The following is a 17,231-nucleotide window of genomic DNA, read 5'->3' on the forward strand; positions in this document are numbered from 1 at the left end:
TTACCCCTGTTTTTTGTATTGTTTCAGTTTGTTTCGTGCCAGGCCGACCCAAGAACGCGCATCCAGTTCCCGCGGCAAATCTTGGCAAGGTCCTCTTCAGAATATCCCGCCTCTCCCAGCGCGTTGACGAGCGCCTGATTACCCGCTGCATCACCAATTTCGCCGGGGATTTTAGCACCATCAAAATCTGAGCCAAGTGCCACGCAGTCAATACCCATACGATTGACCATATAATCAATATGACGAACCATATCGCTGAGCGGTGTATCGGCATTTTCGCGCGCGTCAGGACGCAGCATCGCCACAGCGTAATTCAGGCCAACCAGCCCCTTGCGCTCCCGGATAGCGTCGAACTGTTTGTCCGTCAGATTGCGGGCGACCGGGGTCAGCGCATGAACATTGGAATGGCTGGCGACCAGCGGCTGATCGCTGATACGGGCGACATCCCAGAAACCTTTTTCGGTGATGTGGGCGAGATCGACAAGAATACCGAGGCGATTGCAGGCCTTGACGAGATCCTCGCCAGCGGCGGTCAAACCGGGGCCCGTATCGGGGTCCATGGGGTAAGCAAAGGGAACCCCATGGCCAAAAACATTGTTGCGGCTCCAGACAGGCCCCAGAGAGCGCAAACCGGCAGCATAGAAGACATCCAGCGCGGAAAGATCAGCGCCAATACCTTCGCAGCCCTCAATATGCAAGACCGCAGCAAAAAGGCCCTTGCCCATCGCTTCCTCGATATCGGCAGTGGACCGGCATAATTTCCAACCGCCCGCCTGTTCGAGACGCAGCGCAATTGAAGCCATTTCCAGCGAGATGTCGAGAGAGGGCGCACGCTCCAAAGGCGCGGCAAGCGGCGTAGAGTAATGACCTTTTGCATCAGGCGCCTTGAAGGCGAGATCGCCGGATGGGACATAGATGGCACAAAGTCCACCAATCAACCCGCCCTTCAGCGCACGCTTCTTGTCGATATGCCCTGATGTGGTGCCGTCGATGAATTCCCTGATCGGGTCGGCTCCGTCTCTTGAATGTTTCCACAACCGGTAAAGCACATCGTTGTGACCATCAAAGACAGGCTGCATTTCAATTCCCAATCCGGTTGTTCGGCAAGGCGCGGGTACCGATAAATCGTTTCATCAATTCCGGCATCACGCACTTCTTCTTTGACAAAAGATCATGTCACCGGCGAACAGGCAAGATAGTAATTGTACAAAAGTATAATAGCCGCCGCATTTGTGCGCGGGCTGCCTATGACGACTGATTGCAACCTGTGGGTCGTGGTTAAAACCCAGCTTTCAGGCTACCAATTGAGATATTTCACAATTCGTGTTTTGTATGATGTTAATTTTAGCATATGATATTTCTAGCATATGAGGAAATCCGCGATCCTTATTCGAGACGAGCGATTTGATTTTCCGGATGGTCTGATCGTGCAGATCAAAATATGGAAATTACCTTACTCGACTACAGAGCGACCCCATGGTTTGAAATATTCGCTCTTTTTTGGTCGAAGAGGCGAGAGAATAATAGGTTATGATAATGAGGCGGGGAAAGGCGATCATCGTCACTATCGCCACCAAGAAGAACCATATGCGTTCAGGTCAATGGTCGTGCTGGTCGAGGATTTCTTGGCCGACATCCGTCGTGAGATGAAAGGAAGCCGCTCATGAACGAATTAAAAATTCTAATCGAGCGATTCGAAGATTTTTCGAAGCGGTCTGTCGAAACTGCAAAGCTTCTTGATGCGGGAGATTATAAGAATCAGCCCGCCACGCTTTCGTTTAACAGCATGCAAACACTTTTAAAGGTGTTGACGCCCAATCGTTGGACCTTGGTGGAAAAACTAAGCGAGATTGGCCCGTCGTCCATACGCCTATTGGCCCAACAGTTAAAACGTGATTATCGGGGAGTTCATGCCGATGTTAAGGCATTGGAGGACGAGGGGCTTATAATCCTGCACTCCGGCAAGATCAGCGTTCCCTGGTGCAAAATTACCGCTGTCTTTGAAATAGGCGGTATAGCGGCATGAGGAAAGGCACCTCCGTAACATTACGAAGGTGCCCGAAACCTTACACGTCCAGATTGGCGACGCTCAGCGCATTGTCCTGAATGAATTCGCGGCGCGGTTCAACGTCATCGCCCATCAGCCTTGAGAACAGGCTATCGGCATCGGTCGCGTCGTTGACCTTCACCTGCAGCAGTGAACGCGCATTCGGATCAAGCGTGGTTTCCCACAGCTGGTCGGCATTCATTTCGCCCAGACCCTTATAGCGTTGCAGCGACAGGCCCTTGCGACCCGTGGCAAAGACTGCTTCCAGCAGTGTGCTTGGTCCGGCAAGGGATTCGACCTTCTCCTTGCGGCGCAGAACCGGCGGCTTGCCGTAAACTTCCTGCAGACGCGGCGAGTAGCGGTCGAGCTGGCGTGCATCGGCGGAGCCGATCAAAGCCATATCGAGTGTCACAGTTTCCTTCACACCGCGCAGCGAGCGCTCAAGGACGTAACCATCAACACCATCATCAGGCGTTGCGAGGCGTCCGGACCAGCCCTTTTCCGTTTCTTCGGCGATCAGATCGAGGCGGGCAGCAACTTCCTTCACTAAAAGCTCGGCGCGTGGCGTATCGGAAATGGCTTCAGGATTGAGAGCCCCGGCGATGGTCGCCTGTTCCACGACCGCACGGTCATAACGGGTATTGAGGCCCGTTAGCAGATGCCGGACAGCCAGCGCATCATTGATGACGGCGCGCAGGTCGGGTCCGGTGCGCACTTCGCCGCTGGTCAATTCCAGCGATGCTTCTTCCAGACCCGATTCAATCAGGAATTCCTCGAAAGCAGCTTCGTTTTTGATGTATTGCGAGGACTTGCCACGCGACACCTTATAAAGCGGTGGCTGGGCGATATAGATATGGCCACGCTCGATCAATTCAGGCATCTGGCGGAAGAAGAACGTCAGCAACAGCGTGCGAATATGCGCGCCATCGACGTCAGCATCCGTCATGATGATGATCTTGTGGTAGCGCAGTTTGTCCGGATTGAACTCATCCTTGCCGATGCTGGTGCCCAGCGCCAGAATCAGCGTGCCGATCTGGTCGGAGGAGAGCATGCGGTCGAGCTTGACGCGCTCGACGTTGAGAATTTTACCACGTAGCGGCAGGATGGCCTGGTTCTGGCGCGAACGTCCGCCCTTGGCAGAACCACCAGCGGAATCACCCTCGACGATGAAGATTTCCGATTTGGCCGGATCGCGTTCCTGACAATCGGCAAGCTTGCCCGGCAGTGAGCTGATGCTGAGCGAGTTCTTGCGGGTAATGTCGCGCGCTTTGCGCGCAGCTTCACGGGCGGAAGCGGCCTGAATGACCTTCTCCACCAGAATCTTGCCTTCAGCCGGATGCTCTTCGAGCCAGCTTGACAGCGCCTCGTTGACAAGGCTTTCGACAACCGCGCGCACTTCGGACGAAACAAGCTTGTCCTTGGTCTGCGACGAGAATTTCGGATCGGGAACCTTGACCGAGAGAACAGCAGTCAGACCTTCGCGGCAATCATCGCCAGTCAGCGTAACCTTTGCCTTCTTGGCCTGTCCGGAGCTTTCGGCATAACCGGTCATCTGGCGCGTCAGCGCACCACGGAAACCGGCAAGGTGCGTGCCGCCATCGCGCTGCGGAATGTTATTGGTGAAGCACAGCACGTTCTCATGGTAGCTGTCGTTCCACCACATGGCGACTTCCACCGTGGTGTCATCGCGCTCACCGCGAATGTAGATCGGCTCGTTGACCAGTTCCTTCTTGGTGCGGTCGAGATATTTGACATAGGCGGTCAGTCCGCCCTCGTAGAACAGTTCAAGATCGACCGGATCGGCATGGCGACGATCCGCGAGCAAAATGCGGACACCTGAATTCAGGAACGCAAGCTCGCGCAGGCGATGCTCCAGCGTCTTGAAATCAAACTCGACCATGGTGAACGTATCTGTCGATGGCAGGAAGGATACTTCCGTGCCCGTCTCGCCATTCGAGTCGCCCGTTACCTTGAGCGGCGCATCGGCAACACCGTGGGTGAAGCTCATTTCATGAATCTTGCCCTGACGGCGAACCTTCAGGCGCAGCCAGACCGAGAGTGCATTGACCACAGAAACACCGACGCCGTGCAGGCCACCTGACACTTTATAGGAATTCTGGTCGAATTTACCGCCCGCATGCAGCTGGGTCATGATGACCTCGGCAGCCGAGACGCCTTCTTCGTGCATATCTGTGGGAATCCCGCGCCCGTTATCCGTAACGGTGCAGGAACCGTCGGGATTAAGCGTCACGGTGACGCGGGTCGCATGACCGGCAAGTGCCTCGTCAATTGCGTTGTCCACGACTTCGTAAACCATGTGGTGCAAACCGGAACCGTCATCCGTGTCACCGATATACATGCCCGGGCGTTTGCGAACAGCATCCAACCCCTTGAGAACCTTGATGGAATCTGCACCATATTCCGGTGAAGTTCCGGTCGTCATCTCAGGTGTATCACTCATATAAATTCAATCTTTTCTTGGCGCCGTGAGCTGGCGTGAAGGACCCGGGCGAATCATGCCCGGTTACAGACTTAGATATAGTGGTTAATGTGGGTTTTTCCAATTCTTGAGCACCAGGCTATCCACGGATGATGGCTAAATTAGTGGACATTGGGAATAATTATACCCACATCGTGGCTCTGGAGGCTGCCAAATGGACACTGTCAGAACCGCATTCATTCCCCCTGCACCTGTACCGCGTACGGGACCGGTTGGTACGATTGAGCTAATCCGCACCATTTACCGCAATCCACTCGAATTATGGGGCGAGCCCTCCTACAATGATCCGTGGGTATCAATCGATTGGGCCTTCCAGCATACGATCATCGCCAATGATCCCGGATTGATCCGGCATGTGCTTGTCGACAATGCCAAGAACTACAAAATGGCGGCAGTGCGCCAGCGCATCCTGCGCCCAATCCTGCGCGATGGGCTTTTGACTGCCGAAGGCGAAACATGGAAGCGCTCGCGCAAGGCCATGGCCCCGGTGTTCACCCCGCGCCATATCAATGGCTTTGCCGAAGCTATGAAGCGAACGACCGAAAACTTTGCCCAGCGCTATGAAAGCGTGGCCGGAACCGTCGATGTCTCCCGCGATATGACGATGCTCACCTATGACATTCTGGCGGAAACTTTATTCTCAGGCGAAATCGCCGGGGAAGCGGATCAATTTGCCCACGAGGTTGACCGGCTGTTCGAGACGATGGGCCGCGTCGATCCGCTTGACCTTCTCGGTGCGCCAAGCTGGCTGCCGCGCTTTACCCAGATACGCGGGCGCCGGGCGCTGGCTTTCTTTCGCAAGATCGTTGCCGAGACCATCGTCCTGCGCAAGGCACGGATGGACCGTGACGGTGATAAGGTTCCCAATGATTTCCTCACGCTACTCTTGCGCGCAGAAGGGCCGGAGGGGCTGTCGCGTGCCGAGATCGAAGACAATATCATCACCTTCATCGGTGCCGGGCACGAAACCACGGCGCGCGCGCTTGGCTGGACGCTTTATCTGCTGGCGCAGGCACCATGGGAGCGCGACCTGATCGAGCAGGAAATCGATGCCTTCATGCAGCAGGACTCTTTGCCCGCGCCGCATGATTGGCTGAACGCCCTACCCTTCACCCGCGCAGCCTTTGAGGAAGCCATGCGGCTCTACCCGCCCGCCCCCTCGATCAATCGCGAGCCGGTGGAAGACGATCAGTACAAGGACCTGTTTATTCCCAAGGGCTCGGCCATTCTGGTCATGCCATGGACCGTGCATCGCCACCGGCTCTATTGGGACAACCCCGAGGCTTTCGTGCCCGCCCGCTTCCATCCAGATAATCGCGACAAGATTGACCGTTTTCAGTATCTGCCGTTCGGCGCCGGACCGCGCGTCTGCATCGGCGCCAGCTTTGCCCTGCAGGAAGCCATCATCGCGCTTGCAATACTGCTGCACCGCTTCCGCTTTGATACGGTTGGCGCAGGCAAACCATGGCCGGTACAGAAGCTGACCACCCAACCCGATGGCGGCTTGCCCATGGCTGTTACCGGGCGGAGATAAGAGAGTGAGCGTTGCATGAACGTGGTTCGTGGTTCGACATAACAACCATGAGGGAGATATCTCCTCCCGTCATCCTCGGGCTTGACCCGAGGACCCGTAACCCCAAAGTGCTGAATATCGGGATTCACCTAATCTCCTTAGTCGTGGGTCCTCGGGTCAAGCCCAAGGATGACGGTGGGGTGGGTTGCTGAGGAGTCAAGTTCTGCAATGGTGGAGATTAGTTTTGCAACCAAACCAAACCCCTCATCCTGAGCTTGTCGAAGGGCGCAACAATCGATTTGCAGCCGACATGATTAAGCTTCCCCATTGCCACGCCCGCTTTTGCGTCTGGCTATTGAAAGGTGGGAAAGACGGGCGATCCAAAAACGGCGGCATTCACCCCCCTCTGTCCTGTCGGACATCTCCCCCACAAGGGGGGAAATCAGCTGTCAGTACTGCCTTTGCACAATTTGAAATGCTTCCTGTTGTGGGAAAGCGTTTGTGTCGATGTGATCTCCCCCCTTGTGGGGGAGTAGTCCGACAGGACAGAGGGGGGTGAAATGCCTCGACCCAATGGCAGAAAGCCCCCTGCAACCCCGCATAGACAAACAATAAACCTGCCAATTGATTTCACATGAAATAAACGCTATATTCCTTTCAGATGAAAGGTATGATTATGTCGGCACTCACTCAACGCACACCGGAACGCTCCAGCAAGACTGCGGTTGTCTCGAAAGCCTTGTTGCGCTCGGCAGAGTTGCTCGGGCTGACCGCCAAGGAGCTGTCAACAGTGGTTGGATTGTCGGAGCCGACCATATCACGCCTGAAGCGCAGTGAGGATGGCACGCCGCTGACCGGCAAGAGTTACGAACTGGCGCTCCTGTTCATCCGTCTTTACCGCTCCCTCGACGCCATTGTCGGTGGTGACGATACCGTCGCCCGGCACTGGATTCGCACTGACAACAGCATGCTTGGCGGCAAGCCGCTCAACCGCATCAAAACCATTGACGGTCTCGCCCATGTCCTCGCCTATCTGGACGCCCGACGCGCTCCGATCTGAGGCGCGTGACAGGCACGGCGCCTGCTGGCGTCTTGTTGAAGCCCAGCACCGCGTTTCCACCATGAAACTTGTCGATACGCTCGACGAGCAGGCTTTGCTTGAAGACGAGATCGAAGCGACAAAACCACCCCTTCCGCAAGCCTGCGTGCATCTCGACTATCTGCTGGCAACGCCGTTCCGCTATGGCCGTTATCCCGGTAATTCACGTTTCCGGCGCGAAGGCTATTCCCCCGGCGTGTTCTATGCCAGCGAAGTGGTGGAGACAGCCGTTGCGGAAACGGCCTTCTACCGGCTGCTGTTCTTCAGCGAGAGCCCCGGCACGCCATGGCCGCGCAATGCGCTGGAATTCACCGCATTTGAAGCCCGCTACGCCACCAAGCGCGGCATCGATCTGATGGCTGCGCCCTTTGTGCAGCATGCGGAGCACTGGACGCACCTGTCCGATTACTCGGCCTGTCTTGCGCTTGCCGATGCGGCACACGAGGCTGAAATCGAGATTATCCGCTACAAGTCGGTGCGCGATCCATCGGGCGGCGCCAATCTCGCGCTTCTCTCCTGCGCCGCCTTTGCCATGCCCCGCCCGACGCATACGACGACGTGGCGGCTGGTGTTTTCCAATTATGGCGTCAAAGCCATCTGCGATCAGCCTGATATTCGGCTGGGTTTCAGCCGTGCGATCTTTGCCAATGATCCACGCATGGCACGGGTCTAGCCAAGCCGCGCCGCATGCCAGGTGATGTGATCGGCCATGAAAGTCGAGATGAAGAAATAGGAATGGTCATAGCCATCGCGCATGTTCAGCGTCAGCGGAATACCGGCGCGCTTGCAGGCGACTTCCAACAGCCATGGACGCAGGCCATCATCGAGAAAACCATCGGCCTTGCCCTGATCCACCAGCAATTCCGGCACCCGGTGGCCGTCTTCGATCAGAAGCACGCTGTCATAGGCGCGCCAAGCCGCCTGATCCGTGCCAAGATATTTCTCAAAAGCGGGACGTGACCAGCCCGCAACGCCCGGACGGGTAATCGGAGCGAAGGCCGATACGGACCTGAATCGATCAGGGTTTTTGAGCGCCAGCGTGATCGCGCCGTGCCCGCCCATGGAGTGGCCGAAAATGCCTTGACGCGCCATATCAACGGGGAAATTAGCGGCGATCAGCGCGGGCAGTTCCTCGGCGATATAACTTGCCATGCGATAATTGGTGGCATAGGGCGCCTGTGTGGCATCGAGATAAAAGCCCGCGCCTTTACCGAATTGCCAATTGTCCGTTTCGTCGGGCACATGCTCGCCGCGCGGGCTGGTATCCGGGCAGATGATGGCCACTCCATGCTCGGCGGCGGCACGGCGATATTCGCCCTTGTCCATGACATTCTGGTGGGTGCAGGTAAGACCCGACAGATACCACAGCACCGGTACTGGACCATCCTTTGCCTGCGGCGGCAGGAAAACCGCAAAGGTCATGTCGCATTGGCATGCATCGCTGCGATGACGATAGACCCCTTGCGTACCGTCAAAACTTTTGGCGATCGATAGCGTTTCCATGACAATTCCCGTGAGATTTTATGTGTTGATTATTGGCCGAGCGAGACGGCGACATTCACCGCTGCCGCGACAAGAACGGTGTTGAAGAAGAATGAAACAATGGCGTGCAGCAGATTGACCTTGCGCATTTCGGTGCTGGTGACAGCGGTATCCGAGGTCTGCGCCGTCATGCCGATGACAAAGGAAAAATAGAGAAACTCGATGCCGCCGGGCTCTTTTTCTCCCGGAAAATCCAGCCCGCCGACATGTTTGCGCGGTGCGTCCTTTGCCCCTTCCGCCGTCTCATCCGGCTGCCAGTAAAGATGGGCATAATGAATGGCGGTCATCATATGAATGGTGAACCAGCCAAGCGGCACTGCAGCCAATGCCAGAGAAAGATCCAGCAAATGCGGGTTTTTCTCACTGTTGATCAAGACGAAAAGCGAGCCCACAGCCACGACAACCGTGCAGAATGTCACGGCAAAAATGATCCAGATCGGCTCATCGGAACGGGCGGCATTCTTCCTGAGAAAGGCTGCGGTCAGACGATGAATCTTGAATGCGGAGAGCACGAGATAGACAATGAAAAAGGCGTTTGCGCCGATCACATAGGCAAGGCGCGGGTAGAACGCCAGAGCGAGCGCCAGCGCCGCAAGGCCGACAATTGCTGCAAGATAAAAAGGATTGTGCCGCCTCAGTATCAACATCCTACCCCGCTTTTGCCGTCACTGGCCGTTGCATATCCACATGAGGAATATTGTCTTCGAGATATTCCCCGGAAACCGGCAAAAAGCCAAAGGATTCGTAAAACCGCTGCAAATGGCTTTGGGCGGACAATGCAATGGGACTATCCGGGTAGCGCCGTTCACATTCGGCAATCGCCTCCGCCATCAACCGGTCGCCCAGCCGCTTGCCGCGATGAACAGGCGAGACGACGACCCGGCCGATACGTGCATCGCTGCCAGCGCCATGCGGCTGGCGCAGACGGGCGCTCGCCACCAGCTCATCACCGCTGAAAAGCCTCAGATGCAACGCCTCAATGTCTTTGCCATCCAATTCCGGATAGGGGCATTTCTGCTCGACAATGAACACGTCAACCCGCATGCGCAGCATGGCATAGAGATCGCGCGGGCTGAATTCATCAATCCCGCGCACATCCACCGTGTAATCGGCAGGGTTCATCAGAAGACCACAACCGAGCGGATCGACTTGCCTTCGTGCATCAGATCGAAGGCGGTGTTGATTTCATCAAGCGGCATGGTGTGGGTGATGAGCGAGTCGATCTCGATCTTGCCTTCCATGTACCAGTCGACGATTTTCGGCACATCCGTGCGGCCGCGTGCGCCGCCGAAGGCCGTACCGCGCCAATTACGCCCGGTGACCAGCTGGAACGGCCGGGTTGCGATTTCCTTGCCGGCTTCCGCAACGCCGATAACAATGCTGGTGCCCCAACCACGATGGCAGCATTCCAGCGCCTGCCGCATGACATTGGTATTACCAGTGGCATCAAAGGAGAAATCCGCGCCCCCATCGGTCAGGTCCTGAATGGCCTGCACGACCTTGTCATTGCCCACTTCGTTGGGGTTGACGAAATGGGTCATCCCGAACTTTTTCGCGATCTCAACCTTCGCTGGATTGAGATCAACGCCGATGATCTTGTCCGCACCCACCATGCGGGCACCCTGAATGACATTGAGGCCGATACCGCCAAGGCCAAACACGACAACATTCGCGCCGGGCCAGACCTTGCCCGTATAGATGACCGCGCCGATGCCCGTCGTTACACCGCAGCCGATATAACAAATCTTGTCGAATGGCGCGTCTTCACGCACTTTCGCCAAAGCGATCTCAGGCAGGATGGTGAAATTGGAGAAGGTCGAGCACCCCATATAATGGAACACTTCACCGCCATCGCAGGAAAAGCGGCTGGTGCCATCGGGCATAACGCCCTGCCCCTGGGTCGAGCGGATGGAGGTGCAGAGATTGGAGCGCTGCGACAGGCAGGTTTTGCACTGGCGGCATTCCGGCGTGTAAAGCGGGATGACATGATCGCCGACTTTGAGCGACGTGACGCCAGCGCCGAGTTCGCGCACAATGCCTGCGCCCTCATGGCCAAGGATGGCGGGAAATTTACCTTCGGAATCAAGCCCGGAGAGTGTGTAAGCATCCGTATGGCACACGCCGGTGGCCATGACTTCCACCAGAACCTCGCCCGGCTTTGGCCCGCCAATCTCGATTGTCTCGATGGTCAGTGGCTTCTTGGCTTCCCAGGCAACGGCGGCGCGCGATTTCATTCAAACTCTCCCTGATACGTCTTTTAAGTGCGGTGTACTGATTTGCTGTTGTGCAGGATGATAGCCGGTGTCGTCAATCAAATCGGCGACATTTCCCGTCGCCGATCAGGGCAACCGACAGGGAGGGAGGCACAAGGCTATGGACTTGCGACAGTAAACCTTGTCAAAACGGCCTGACATTTCATCCTTGGATTTCGCCCGTGCCCGATCTGCCTCTCCTGCCCGTTACCGAGATTTTTCCAGCGCTGGATGAAGCGCTGGCAGGCGGCCATGCGGCGGTTGTCGTTGCGCCGCCCGGTGCGGGCAAAACCACGCTCATTCCCCTGCACCTGCTTGACGCCAGCTGGCGCGGCGAGCGCACCATTATTCTGCTCGAACCGCGCCGTCTGGCAGCGCGGGCAGCAGCAAGCCGCATGGCCAGCCTGCTTGGCGAGGAGGTTGGCGCCACCGTTGGCTATCGCATGCGGCTTGAAAACAAGGTTTCGGCTAAGACACGCATTCTGGTTGTGACCGAAGGCGTTTTTGCCCGCATGATCCTTGATGATCCTGATCTTAAGGACGTCGCGGTGGTGCTGTTCGATGAATTCCACGAGCGTAGTCTCGATGCGGATTTCGGTCTGGCGCTGGCGCTTGATGTGCAGGCAGCCTTGCGGCCGGACCTGAAACTTCTGGTGATGTCGGCAACGCTTGACGGCGCGCGGGTCGCGCAGCTTCTGGGAAATGCGCCTGTGCTGGAAAGCAAAGGCCGTTCATTTCCCATCGAAACGCGTTATCGCGAGCGCAAGCCCGATGAAAAGATCGAAGATGCCATGGCCAAGGCGATCCGCGATACGCTGGCGACCGAGGCCGGAAGCATCCTGGCGTTTCTGCCCGGCCAGCGCGAGATTGAGCGAACCGCCGGGGCATTGGAAAGGCGTGTCGGCGCAGATACGATGATCGTGCCGCTCTATGGCGCGCTTGAGGGCCGCGATCAGGACGCGGCAATCAAGCCTGCACCCACGGGCAAACGCAAAGTGGTGCTGGCCACCTCCATCGCCGAGACGTCAATCACTATCGACGGCGTGCGCGTTGTCATCGATAGCGGCCTTGCGCGCCTGCCCAAATTCGAACCGGCAACCGGCCTGACCCGGTTGGAAACTGTGCGCGCCGCCCGGGCAGCGGTGGACCAGCGGGCGGGACGTGCGGGGCGCACGGAACCGGGTATCGCCTTGCGCCTGTGGCGGGCGGAACAGACGGCGGCACTGGAAGCATTCGCGCCACCCGAAATTCTCGAAGCTGATCTTACCGGGCTGGTGCTTGATTGTGCGGCATGGGGTGTTGGCGATCCGCGCAGCCTGTCATTTCTGGATTTGCCGCCAGCGCCTGCCATCAAGGAAGCCAAGGCTTTGCTTGAAAACCTTGGCGCACTGGATGGTGACCGCATCACCCCGATGGGCAATGCCATGCGCGCCCTCGCCCTGCCGGCGCGTCTGGCGCATATGGTGTTGACAGCGCGCGAACGCGGACAGGCCCTGCGCGCGTCAGAAATTGCCGTGCTTCTGACCGAACGCGGGCTTGGCGGCAATGATATCGACCTTGACGTGCGTCTTTCCCGCTTCCAGCGTGAACGCGGCGACCGTGCGACACGGGCGCGCGGCCTCGCCAAACGGCTGGCGGGACGCGACGCCATGTATGCGCCGGAACCGGATAGCGTTGGACGATTGCTCATCGATGCCTATCCTGATCGTATCGCCAAATCGCGCGGCAATGGCCAGTTCACGCTGGCCAATGGGCGCGGCGGCGAGGTTGACGCGGCGACGTCACTGGCACGTTCCCCGTGGCTGGTGGTTGCCGATCTGGCTGGCCGCGCCGGAAAAGCGCGTATCCTCGCAGCAACGGAAATATCCGAAACTGAAATCCGCGAGGCGCTGGCTGATCGCATTATCAGCGGCAAGCAGGTTACATACGATGCCGCCCGCAATGCTTTGCAGGCCCGCGACGCCACCCGGATCGGGGCCATAGCGCTATCGGAAAAGAACCTGCCCGCACCCACAGGCGAACAGGCCAATCAAGGTGTTGTCGAAGCGGTGCGCAATCACGGCCTTGATATCCTGCCCTGGTCGAAGGAAGCGACCATCCTGCGGCGGCGCCTTGCATGGCTGCACAAGGGCCTTGGCACTCCATGGCCATCCATGGCGGATGCGGACCTGATCGCGGCGCTTGATGACTGGTTGCTGCCATTCCTGTCAGGCGCATCAAATCTCAACCAGATACCCGTGCATGTGCTGACGGATGGATTGCGTTCGCTAGTGCCTTACGATTTGCAACGCAAGATCGACACATTGGCACCGACGCATTTCGAGGTGCCAACAGGATCGAACATTCCCATCCGCTATGATGCCGATGACCCCGTTCTTGCGGTACGTGTGCAGGAACTGTTCGGGCTTGGCACCCATCCTGCCATCGCTGAAGGTACGATCCCGCTGCTGCTTGAGCTCCTCTCCCCCGCACACCGGCCAATCCAGATCACCCGCGATCTGCCGGGGTTCTGGAAAGGCTCATGGGCCGATGTGCGCAGCGACATGCGCGGGCGCTATCCAAGACATGTCTGGCCTGAGGACCCGGCGCAGGCCCTGCCCACCAGCCGCGCCAAGCCGCGCGGCACCTAAGTCCAGATTCTGAACCGTAACCAACGATGTAAAACGAGAATTCCCTTTGCATCGGGTTTGTTCTAAAGCTCGCCCATGGCTCAAGAATTCGGCATACGTTCCTCCTATCTGTCGCGGCGACTGCGGCTGACAACATTGATCCGCCTGCGCTGGCTGGCGGTTGCTGGTCAGAGCATCGCGGTTCTCTTTGTCGCGCTCTATCTGAAATTCCCGTTCCCGGTCAGCATCTGCTTCGCATTGATTGCCTGCTCGGCATGGTTGAATCTGCTTTTGTCGTTCCGCTACCCGATCAATCACCGCCTTGAACCACGGGCAGCGATCACCGTACTTGCCTTCGATATCCTGCAGGTGGCCGGACTGCTTTATATGACTGGCGGTCTGCAGAACCCCTTTGCCGTGCTGATGATTGTTCCGGTCATTATCTCCGCAACATCACTGCCGGCATCATCCACCGTCATACTCGGCATTCTTGTGACCGTCTGCGCAACGGCACTGGCCTATTTTCACCTTCCCTTGCCCTGGTACCCTGACGAGACACTGCAATTGCCCTTTGTGCTCGTCGCGGGCGTCTGGTGTTCCGTTGTATCCGCGCTGGTCTTCACCGCCGTCTATGCCTACCGCGTTGCCGAAGAAGCCCGCCTGCTTGCCGACGCGCTCACCGCGACGGAACTGATCCTGCAACGCGAACAGCACCTTTCGGCACTTGATGGCCTTGCCGCAGCAGCAGCGCATGAACTTGGCACACCGCTTGCCACCATCGCGCTTGTCGCCAAGGAAATGCAGCGGGCACTGGCACAGGATGATCGCTTTGCCGAAGATGTCGAGCTTTTACGCTCGCAGACGGATCGCTGCCGGGAAATTCTGAAGCGCCTGACCAGCCTTTCCTCCGAGAGCGAAGAGCATATGTCCCGGTTGAAGATTTCCTCGCTGATCGAGGAAGTCATCGAACCCAACCGCAATTTCGGCATCAGCATCGAGGTAACAAAACTGCGCGGCGAAGGCCACGAGCCGGTTATCCGCCGCAATCCGGGGATCATTTATGGCCTTGGCAATCTGGTTGAGAACGCCGTGGATTTCGCTCGCGAGACCATTGAGGTCAGTTGGGGCTGGACTGACAAGACGGTGCAGATTGTCGTCGCCGATGACGGAAAAGGTTTCCCGGCTGATATTCTCGACCGAATCGGCGAGCCCTATACCACTGGCCGCGACCGCGAGATCAATGAACATGGTGGCGGTCTGGGCCTCGGGCTATTCATCGCCAAAACCCTGCTGGAACGCTCCGGCGCAGCCATAACCTTCCGTAATCGCAATGATCCGGGCCAAGGCGCGGAAGTTGTCGTGACATGGCCACGCAACCAACTTGATGAACAAAACGGATAACCTTTGACTTTTTGTTCATTGCGAACCATTAACGGAGTATATTTGTAAGAAATGAGCAGGAAACCCTGATGGAACACACGGATCAGGACGATATTGCGGCCATAGGCGGCGATCGAACGTTGTTACTGGTTGACGACGACAAGCCCTTTTTGCAGCGCCTTGCGCGCGCCATGGAATCCCGCGGGTTTACGGTGGCGATCGCTGAATCGGTCGAGGCCGGACTTGCCAGCGTCAAGACGCACGCACCTGCCTATGCGGTTGTTGACATGCGCCTTGGTGATGGCAATGGTCTCGATATCATCGAAGCAATCCGGGCGCGCCGCGAAGATACCCGCGCAATTGTCTTAACCGGCTACGGCAATATCGCGACTGCTGTTAACGCCGTGAAGCTGGGTGCCATCGATTATCTGTCGAAGCCTGCCGATGCGGACGAGGTGTTTGCTGCACTGACCCGGCGCTCCGGTGCCAAGGTTGCGCCGCCTGAGAATCCGATGTCAGCGGATCGTGTTCGCTGGGAGCATATTCAGCGTGTCTATGAAATGTGCGACCGCAATGTTTCCGAAACAGCGCGCCGCCTCAACATGCATCGCCGCACGCTGCAACGCATCCTCGCCAAACGCGCCCCGCGCTGAGTTTCCATGTCATCGGTTTTTGCAGCCTATGCAGTAGGCGCAACTCACCATGACAGAGACACGCCTCCCGTCATCTTCGGGCTTGACCCGAGGACCCATGATCGAGAAACACGGGAGTTACCGGCATTGTAGTGGTTTTGCCGCTTTGTCGTGGGTCCTCGGGTCAAGCCCGAGGATGACGGAAAGAGGGGCATGGCCAATTTTTCTGCACCTGTGCGATTAGCGTTGCATCCTCACTCTCCCTCATGGTGAGCTTGTCGAACCACGAACCTGCAACAACTCTGCAACACATCACAAACACCTACTCCACATCCGTCTCAGGCAAATGTATCCCCGACAGTTCAGCAAGCGTCATGCGTGCGGCGCTTACCCGCGCAAAACGCAGGGTCATCGCCTTGCGGGTGGCGCCGGGCAATTTGTGCTCCGGGGCATCGCGCAGGATTTCAGCGCCATAACCATCCGATAATATGAACCCGCAATCATCAGGGAAAATATCTGCCGGAACGCCGGGATGGGTGGCAAAGAACAGCCTGTCGCAATGGGCGCGGTATTCGGGCCATTTCCTGTCGACCTTCCAGTCCTCAATCGATGACTTGATTTCAACAATCCATATTTCACCATTACGCGACAAAGCCACCAAATCCGCACGTCGTCCGGAGGCCAGCGGCAGCTCCGGCACGACAGCCAAACCAAGCTCCAGAAACAGCCGCTGCACGCCGCGGCGCACCAGCATGGCATTTTCTGACTGGCGTCCATCGATGAGCGGACTGGTCTGACCGGGAATCACAAGGGGCATGGCGCAAGTATCTTTGAAAACTCTGCAACCGAATACGGCAAAAATGCACCAGTTGGTTGAAGAAAACGTGGTTAACAGAAAACTACGCTTTACGGTTAATCAAGCATTAACAATAATGGCAGTAATGAGGGAAGACAACTGAATCGCCTTGGATTCGGCCAATACTTGATGGGGTGACTATGCAACTCAAGACGATCGCTCTTGCAGTTGGACTGATGGGTGCAACTGCTCTGACCGGCTGTTCCACGTTCGGCTTCAACTATTCCACTGCCTCCTATTCTTCTGTGACTGACGCGGGATATGTGCTTCCAGCCATTCCACGCGCCAAAATTCCTCCGCAGTTCCTGCGTCAAGAAGTTCGCTATGATAGTGGTGAAGCACCGGGGACAATCATTGTCGATACCAATGCAAAGTTCCTCTACTTCATGCTTGGGGATGGTCGCGCCATGCGTTACGGCATCGGCGTCGGCAAGCAGGGTTTTGAATGGTCCGGCTCTGCCCGCATTGCCCTGAAGCGCGAATGGCCGACCTGGACACCGCCAAAGGAAATGATCAAGCGCAAGCCGGAACTGGCTGAATTCCGCGACGGCATGGACCCCGGCCTGCAGAACCCGCTTGGCGCACGTGCGCTCTACCTCTTCAACAAGGGTGGCGATACGGGCTACCGCCTGCACGGCACCCCCGAATGGTGGTCCATCGGCAAGGCGATGTCCTCCGGCTGTATCCGCCTGATGAATCAGGACATTATCGACCTCTTCAACCGCGCCGAGGTGGGTGCGAAGGTCGTTGTTCTTTAATTTTCCGGCTTATGAATTGCACGAAAAGGCTGCCCCTCGGGCA

The 17,231-nt window shown here is 57.3% G+C and carries 16 protein-coding genes; 9 read left to right on the forward strand and 7 right to left on the reverse strand.

Translation table 11 applies throughout. From position 1 onward, the window contains the following. Window positions 1–23: 23 nt before the first annotated feature. The gene (locus BLU05_RS06875; RefSeq protein ID WP_091878800.1) at window positions 24–1,079 is read right to left on the reverse strand and encodes a dipeptidase; all 1,056 of its coding nucleotides are present in this window, start codon (window positions 1,077–1,079) and stop codon (window positions 24–26) included. A 288-nt stretch (window positions 1,080–1,367) separates the two neighbouring features. Here BLU05_RS06875 and BLU05_RS06880 point away from each other — a divergent pair, with 288 nt between their 5' ends. Both BLU05_RS06880 and BLU05_RS06885 read left to right on the forward strand, forming a co-directional pair. Beyond that, the gene (locus tag BLU05_RS06880; RefSeq protein WP_091878801.1) at window positions 1,368–1,667 is read left to right on the forward strand and encodes a toxin-antitoxin system TumE family protein; all 300 of its coding nucleotides are present in this window, start codon (window positions 1,368–1,370) and stop codon (window positions 1,665–1,667) included. Beyond that, the gene (locus tag BLU05_RS06885; RefSeq protein WP_091878803.1) at window positions 1,664–2,026 is read left to right on the forward strand and encodes an HVO_A0114 family putative DNA-binding protein; all 363 of its coding nucleotides are present in this window, start codon (window positions 1,664–1,666) and stop codon (window positions 2,024–2,026) included. Before BLU05_RS06880 ends, BLU05_RS06885 begins: the two co-directional genes overlap by 4 nt. A 40-nt stretch (window positions 2,027–2,066) precedes the next feature. Here BLU05_RS06885 and gyrB read toward each other — a convergent pair whose 3' ends face one another. Then, entirely contained in the window at window positions 2,067–4,508 is a 2,442-nt protein-coding gene (gene gyrB, locus BLU05_RS06890) for a DNA topoisomerase (ATP-hydrolyzing) subunit B (protein WP_091878805.1), read from the reverse strand. Between the two features lie 193 nt (window positions 4,509–4,701). Between gyrB and BLU05_RS06895 the strand changes: the two genes are divergently transcribed. The 3 genes from BLU05_RS06895 to BLU05_RS06905 all read left to right on the forward strand — a co-directional run bounded on the left by BLU05_RS06895 (window position 4,702) and on the right by BLU05_RS06905 (window position 7,832). Beyond that, on the forward strand, window positions 4,702–6,081 hold the full coding sequence (locus BLU05_RS06895; protein ID WP_091878806.1) for a cytochrome P450: 1,380 nt from the start codon (window positions 4,702–4,704) through the stop codon (window positions 6,079–6,081). 655 nt (window positions 6,082–6,736) lie between these two features. Then, the gene (locus tag BLU05_RS06900) at window positions 6,737–7,120 is read left to right on the forward strand and encodes an MbcA/ParS/Xre antitoxin family protein (RefSeq protein ID WP_091880126.1); all 384 of its coding nucleotides are present in this window, start codon (window positions 6,737–6,739) and stop codon (window positions 7,118–7,120) included. Further along, window positions 7,080–7,832, forward strand: coding sequence for an RES family NAD+ phosphorylase (locus tag BLU05_RS06905; RefSeq protein WP_091878807.1), 753 nt, complete (start codon window positions 7,080–7,082; stop codon window positions 7,830–7,832). The genes BLU05_RS06900 and BLU05_RS06905 overlap by 41 nt, the downstream gene beginning before the upstream one ends. Here BLU05_RS06905 and fghA read toward each other — a convergent pair. Genes fghA through BLU05_RS06925 form a run of 4 tightly spaced genes read right to left on the reverse strand, consistent with a single transcriptional unit; the run spans window position 7,829 to window position 10,935 of the window. Continuing rightward, window positions 7,829–8,662 (reverse strand): S-formylglutathione hydrolase, encoded by an 834-nt coding sequence (gene fghA / locus BLU05_RS06910; RefSeq protein WP_091878809.1) that lies wholly within the window; start codon window positions 8,660–8,662, stop codon window positions 7,829–7,831. The genes BLU05_RS06905 and fghA overlap by 4 nt on opposite strands. A gap of 29 nt (window positions 8,663–8,691) precedes the next feature. Beyond that, a complete protein-coding gene (locus tag BLU05_RS06915; protein ID WP_091878810.1) occupies window positions 8,692–9,348 on the reverse strand; it encodes a DUF1345 domain-containing protein in 657 nt (218 codons plus the stop codon). Between the two features lies 1 nt (window position 9,349). Then, the gene (locus tag BLU05_RS06920) at window positions 9,350–9,823 is read right to left on the reverse strand and encodes a GNAT family N-acetyltransferase (RefSeq protein ID WP_091878812.1); all 474 of its coding nucleotides are present in this window, start codon (window positions 9,821–9,823) and stop codon (window positions 9,350–9,352) included. Beyond that, window positions 9,823–10,935, reverse strand: a complete 1,113-nt coding sequence (locus tag BLU05_RS06925) for an S-(hydroxymethyl)glutathione dehydrogenase/class III alcohol dehydrogenase (protein ID WP_091878813.1) — start codon at window positions 10,933–10,935, stop codon at window positions 9,823–9,825. Before BLU05_RS06925 ends, BLU05_RS06920 begins: the two co-directional genes overlap by 1 nt. 200 nt (window positions 10,936–11,135) lie before the next feature. Here BLU05_RS06925 and hrpB point away from each other — a divergent pair, with 200 nt between their 5' ends. The 3 genes from hrpB (at window position 11,136) to BLU05_RS06940 (ending at window position 15,595) form a co-directional block, all read left to right on the forward strand. Next, a complete protein-coding gene (hrpB, locus tag BLU05_RS06930; RefSeq protein WP_091878815.1) occupies window positions 11,136–13,583 on the forward strand; it encodes an ATP-dependent helicase HrpB in 2,448 nt (815 codons plus the stop codon). 75 nt (window positions 13,584–13,658) lie between these two features. Beyond that, on the forward strand, window positions 13,659–14,963 hold the full coding sequence (locus BLU05_RS06935; RefSeq protein WP_091878816.1) for an ActS/PrrB/RegB family redox-sensitive histidine kinase: 1,305 nt from the start codon (window positions 13,659–13,661) through the stop codon (window positions 14,961–14,963). 68 nt (window positions 14,964–15,031) lie between these two features. Further along, a complete protein-coding gene (locus tag BLU05_RS06940; protein ID WP_091878818.1) occupies window positions 15,032–15,595 on the forward strand; it encodes an ActR/PrrA/RegA family redox response regulator transcription factor in 564 nt (187 codons plus the stop codon). Between the two features lie 301 nt (window positions 15,596–15,896). Here BLU05_RS06940 and BLU05_RS06945 read toward each other — a convergent pair whose 3' ends face one another. Further along, window positions 15,897–16,391: an MmcB family DNA repair protein gene (locus tag BLU05_RS06945; protein WP_091878819.1), complete on the reverse strand. Its 495-nt coding sequence runs from the start codon at window positions 16,389–16,391 to the stop codon at window positions 15,897–15,899. Window positions 16,392–16,570: 179 nt separating this feature from the next. Between BLU05_RS06945 and BLU05_RS06950 the strand changes: the two genes are divergently transcribed. Then, on the forward strand, window positions 16,571–17,188 hold the full coding sequence (locus BLU05_RS06950) for a L,D-transpeptidase (protein ID WP_091878821.1): 618 nt from the start codon (window positions 16,571–16,573) through the stop codon (window positions 17,186–17,188). Window positions 17,189–17,231 lie beyond the last annotated feature (43 nt).

The sequence above is a fragment of the Phyllobacterium sp. OV277 genome (genome assembly GCF_900104355.1).
In the GTDB taxonomy this organism is placed as follows: Bacteria; Pseudomonadota; Alphaproteobacteria; order Rhizobiales; family Rhizobiaceae; genus Phyllobacterium.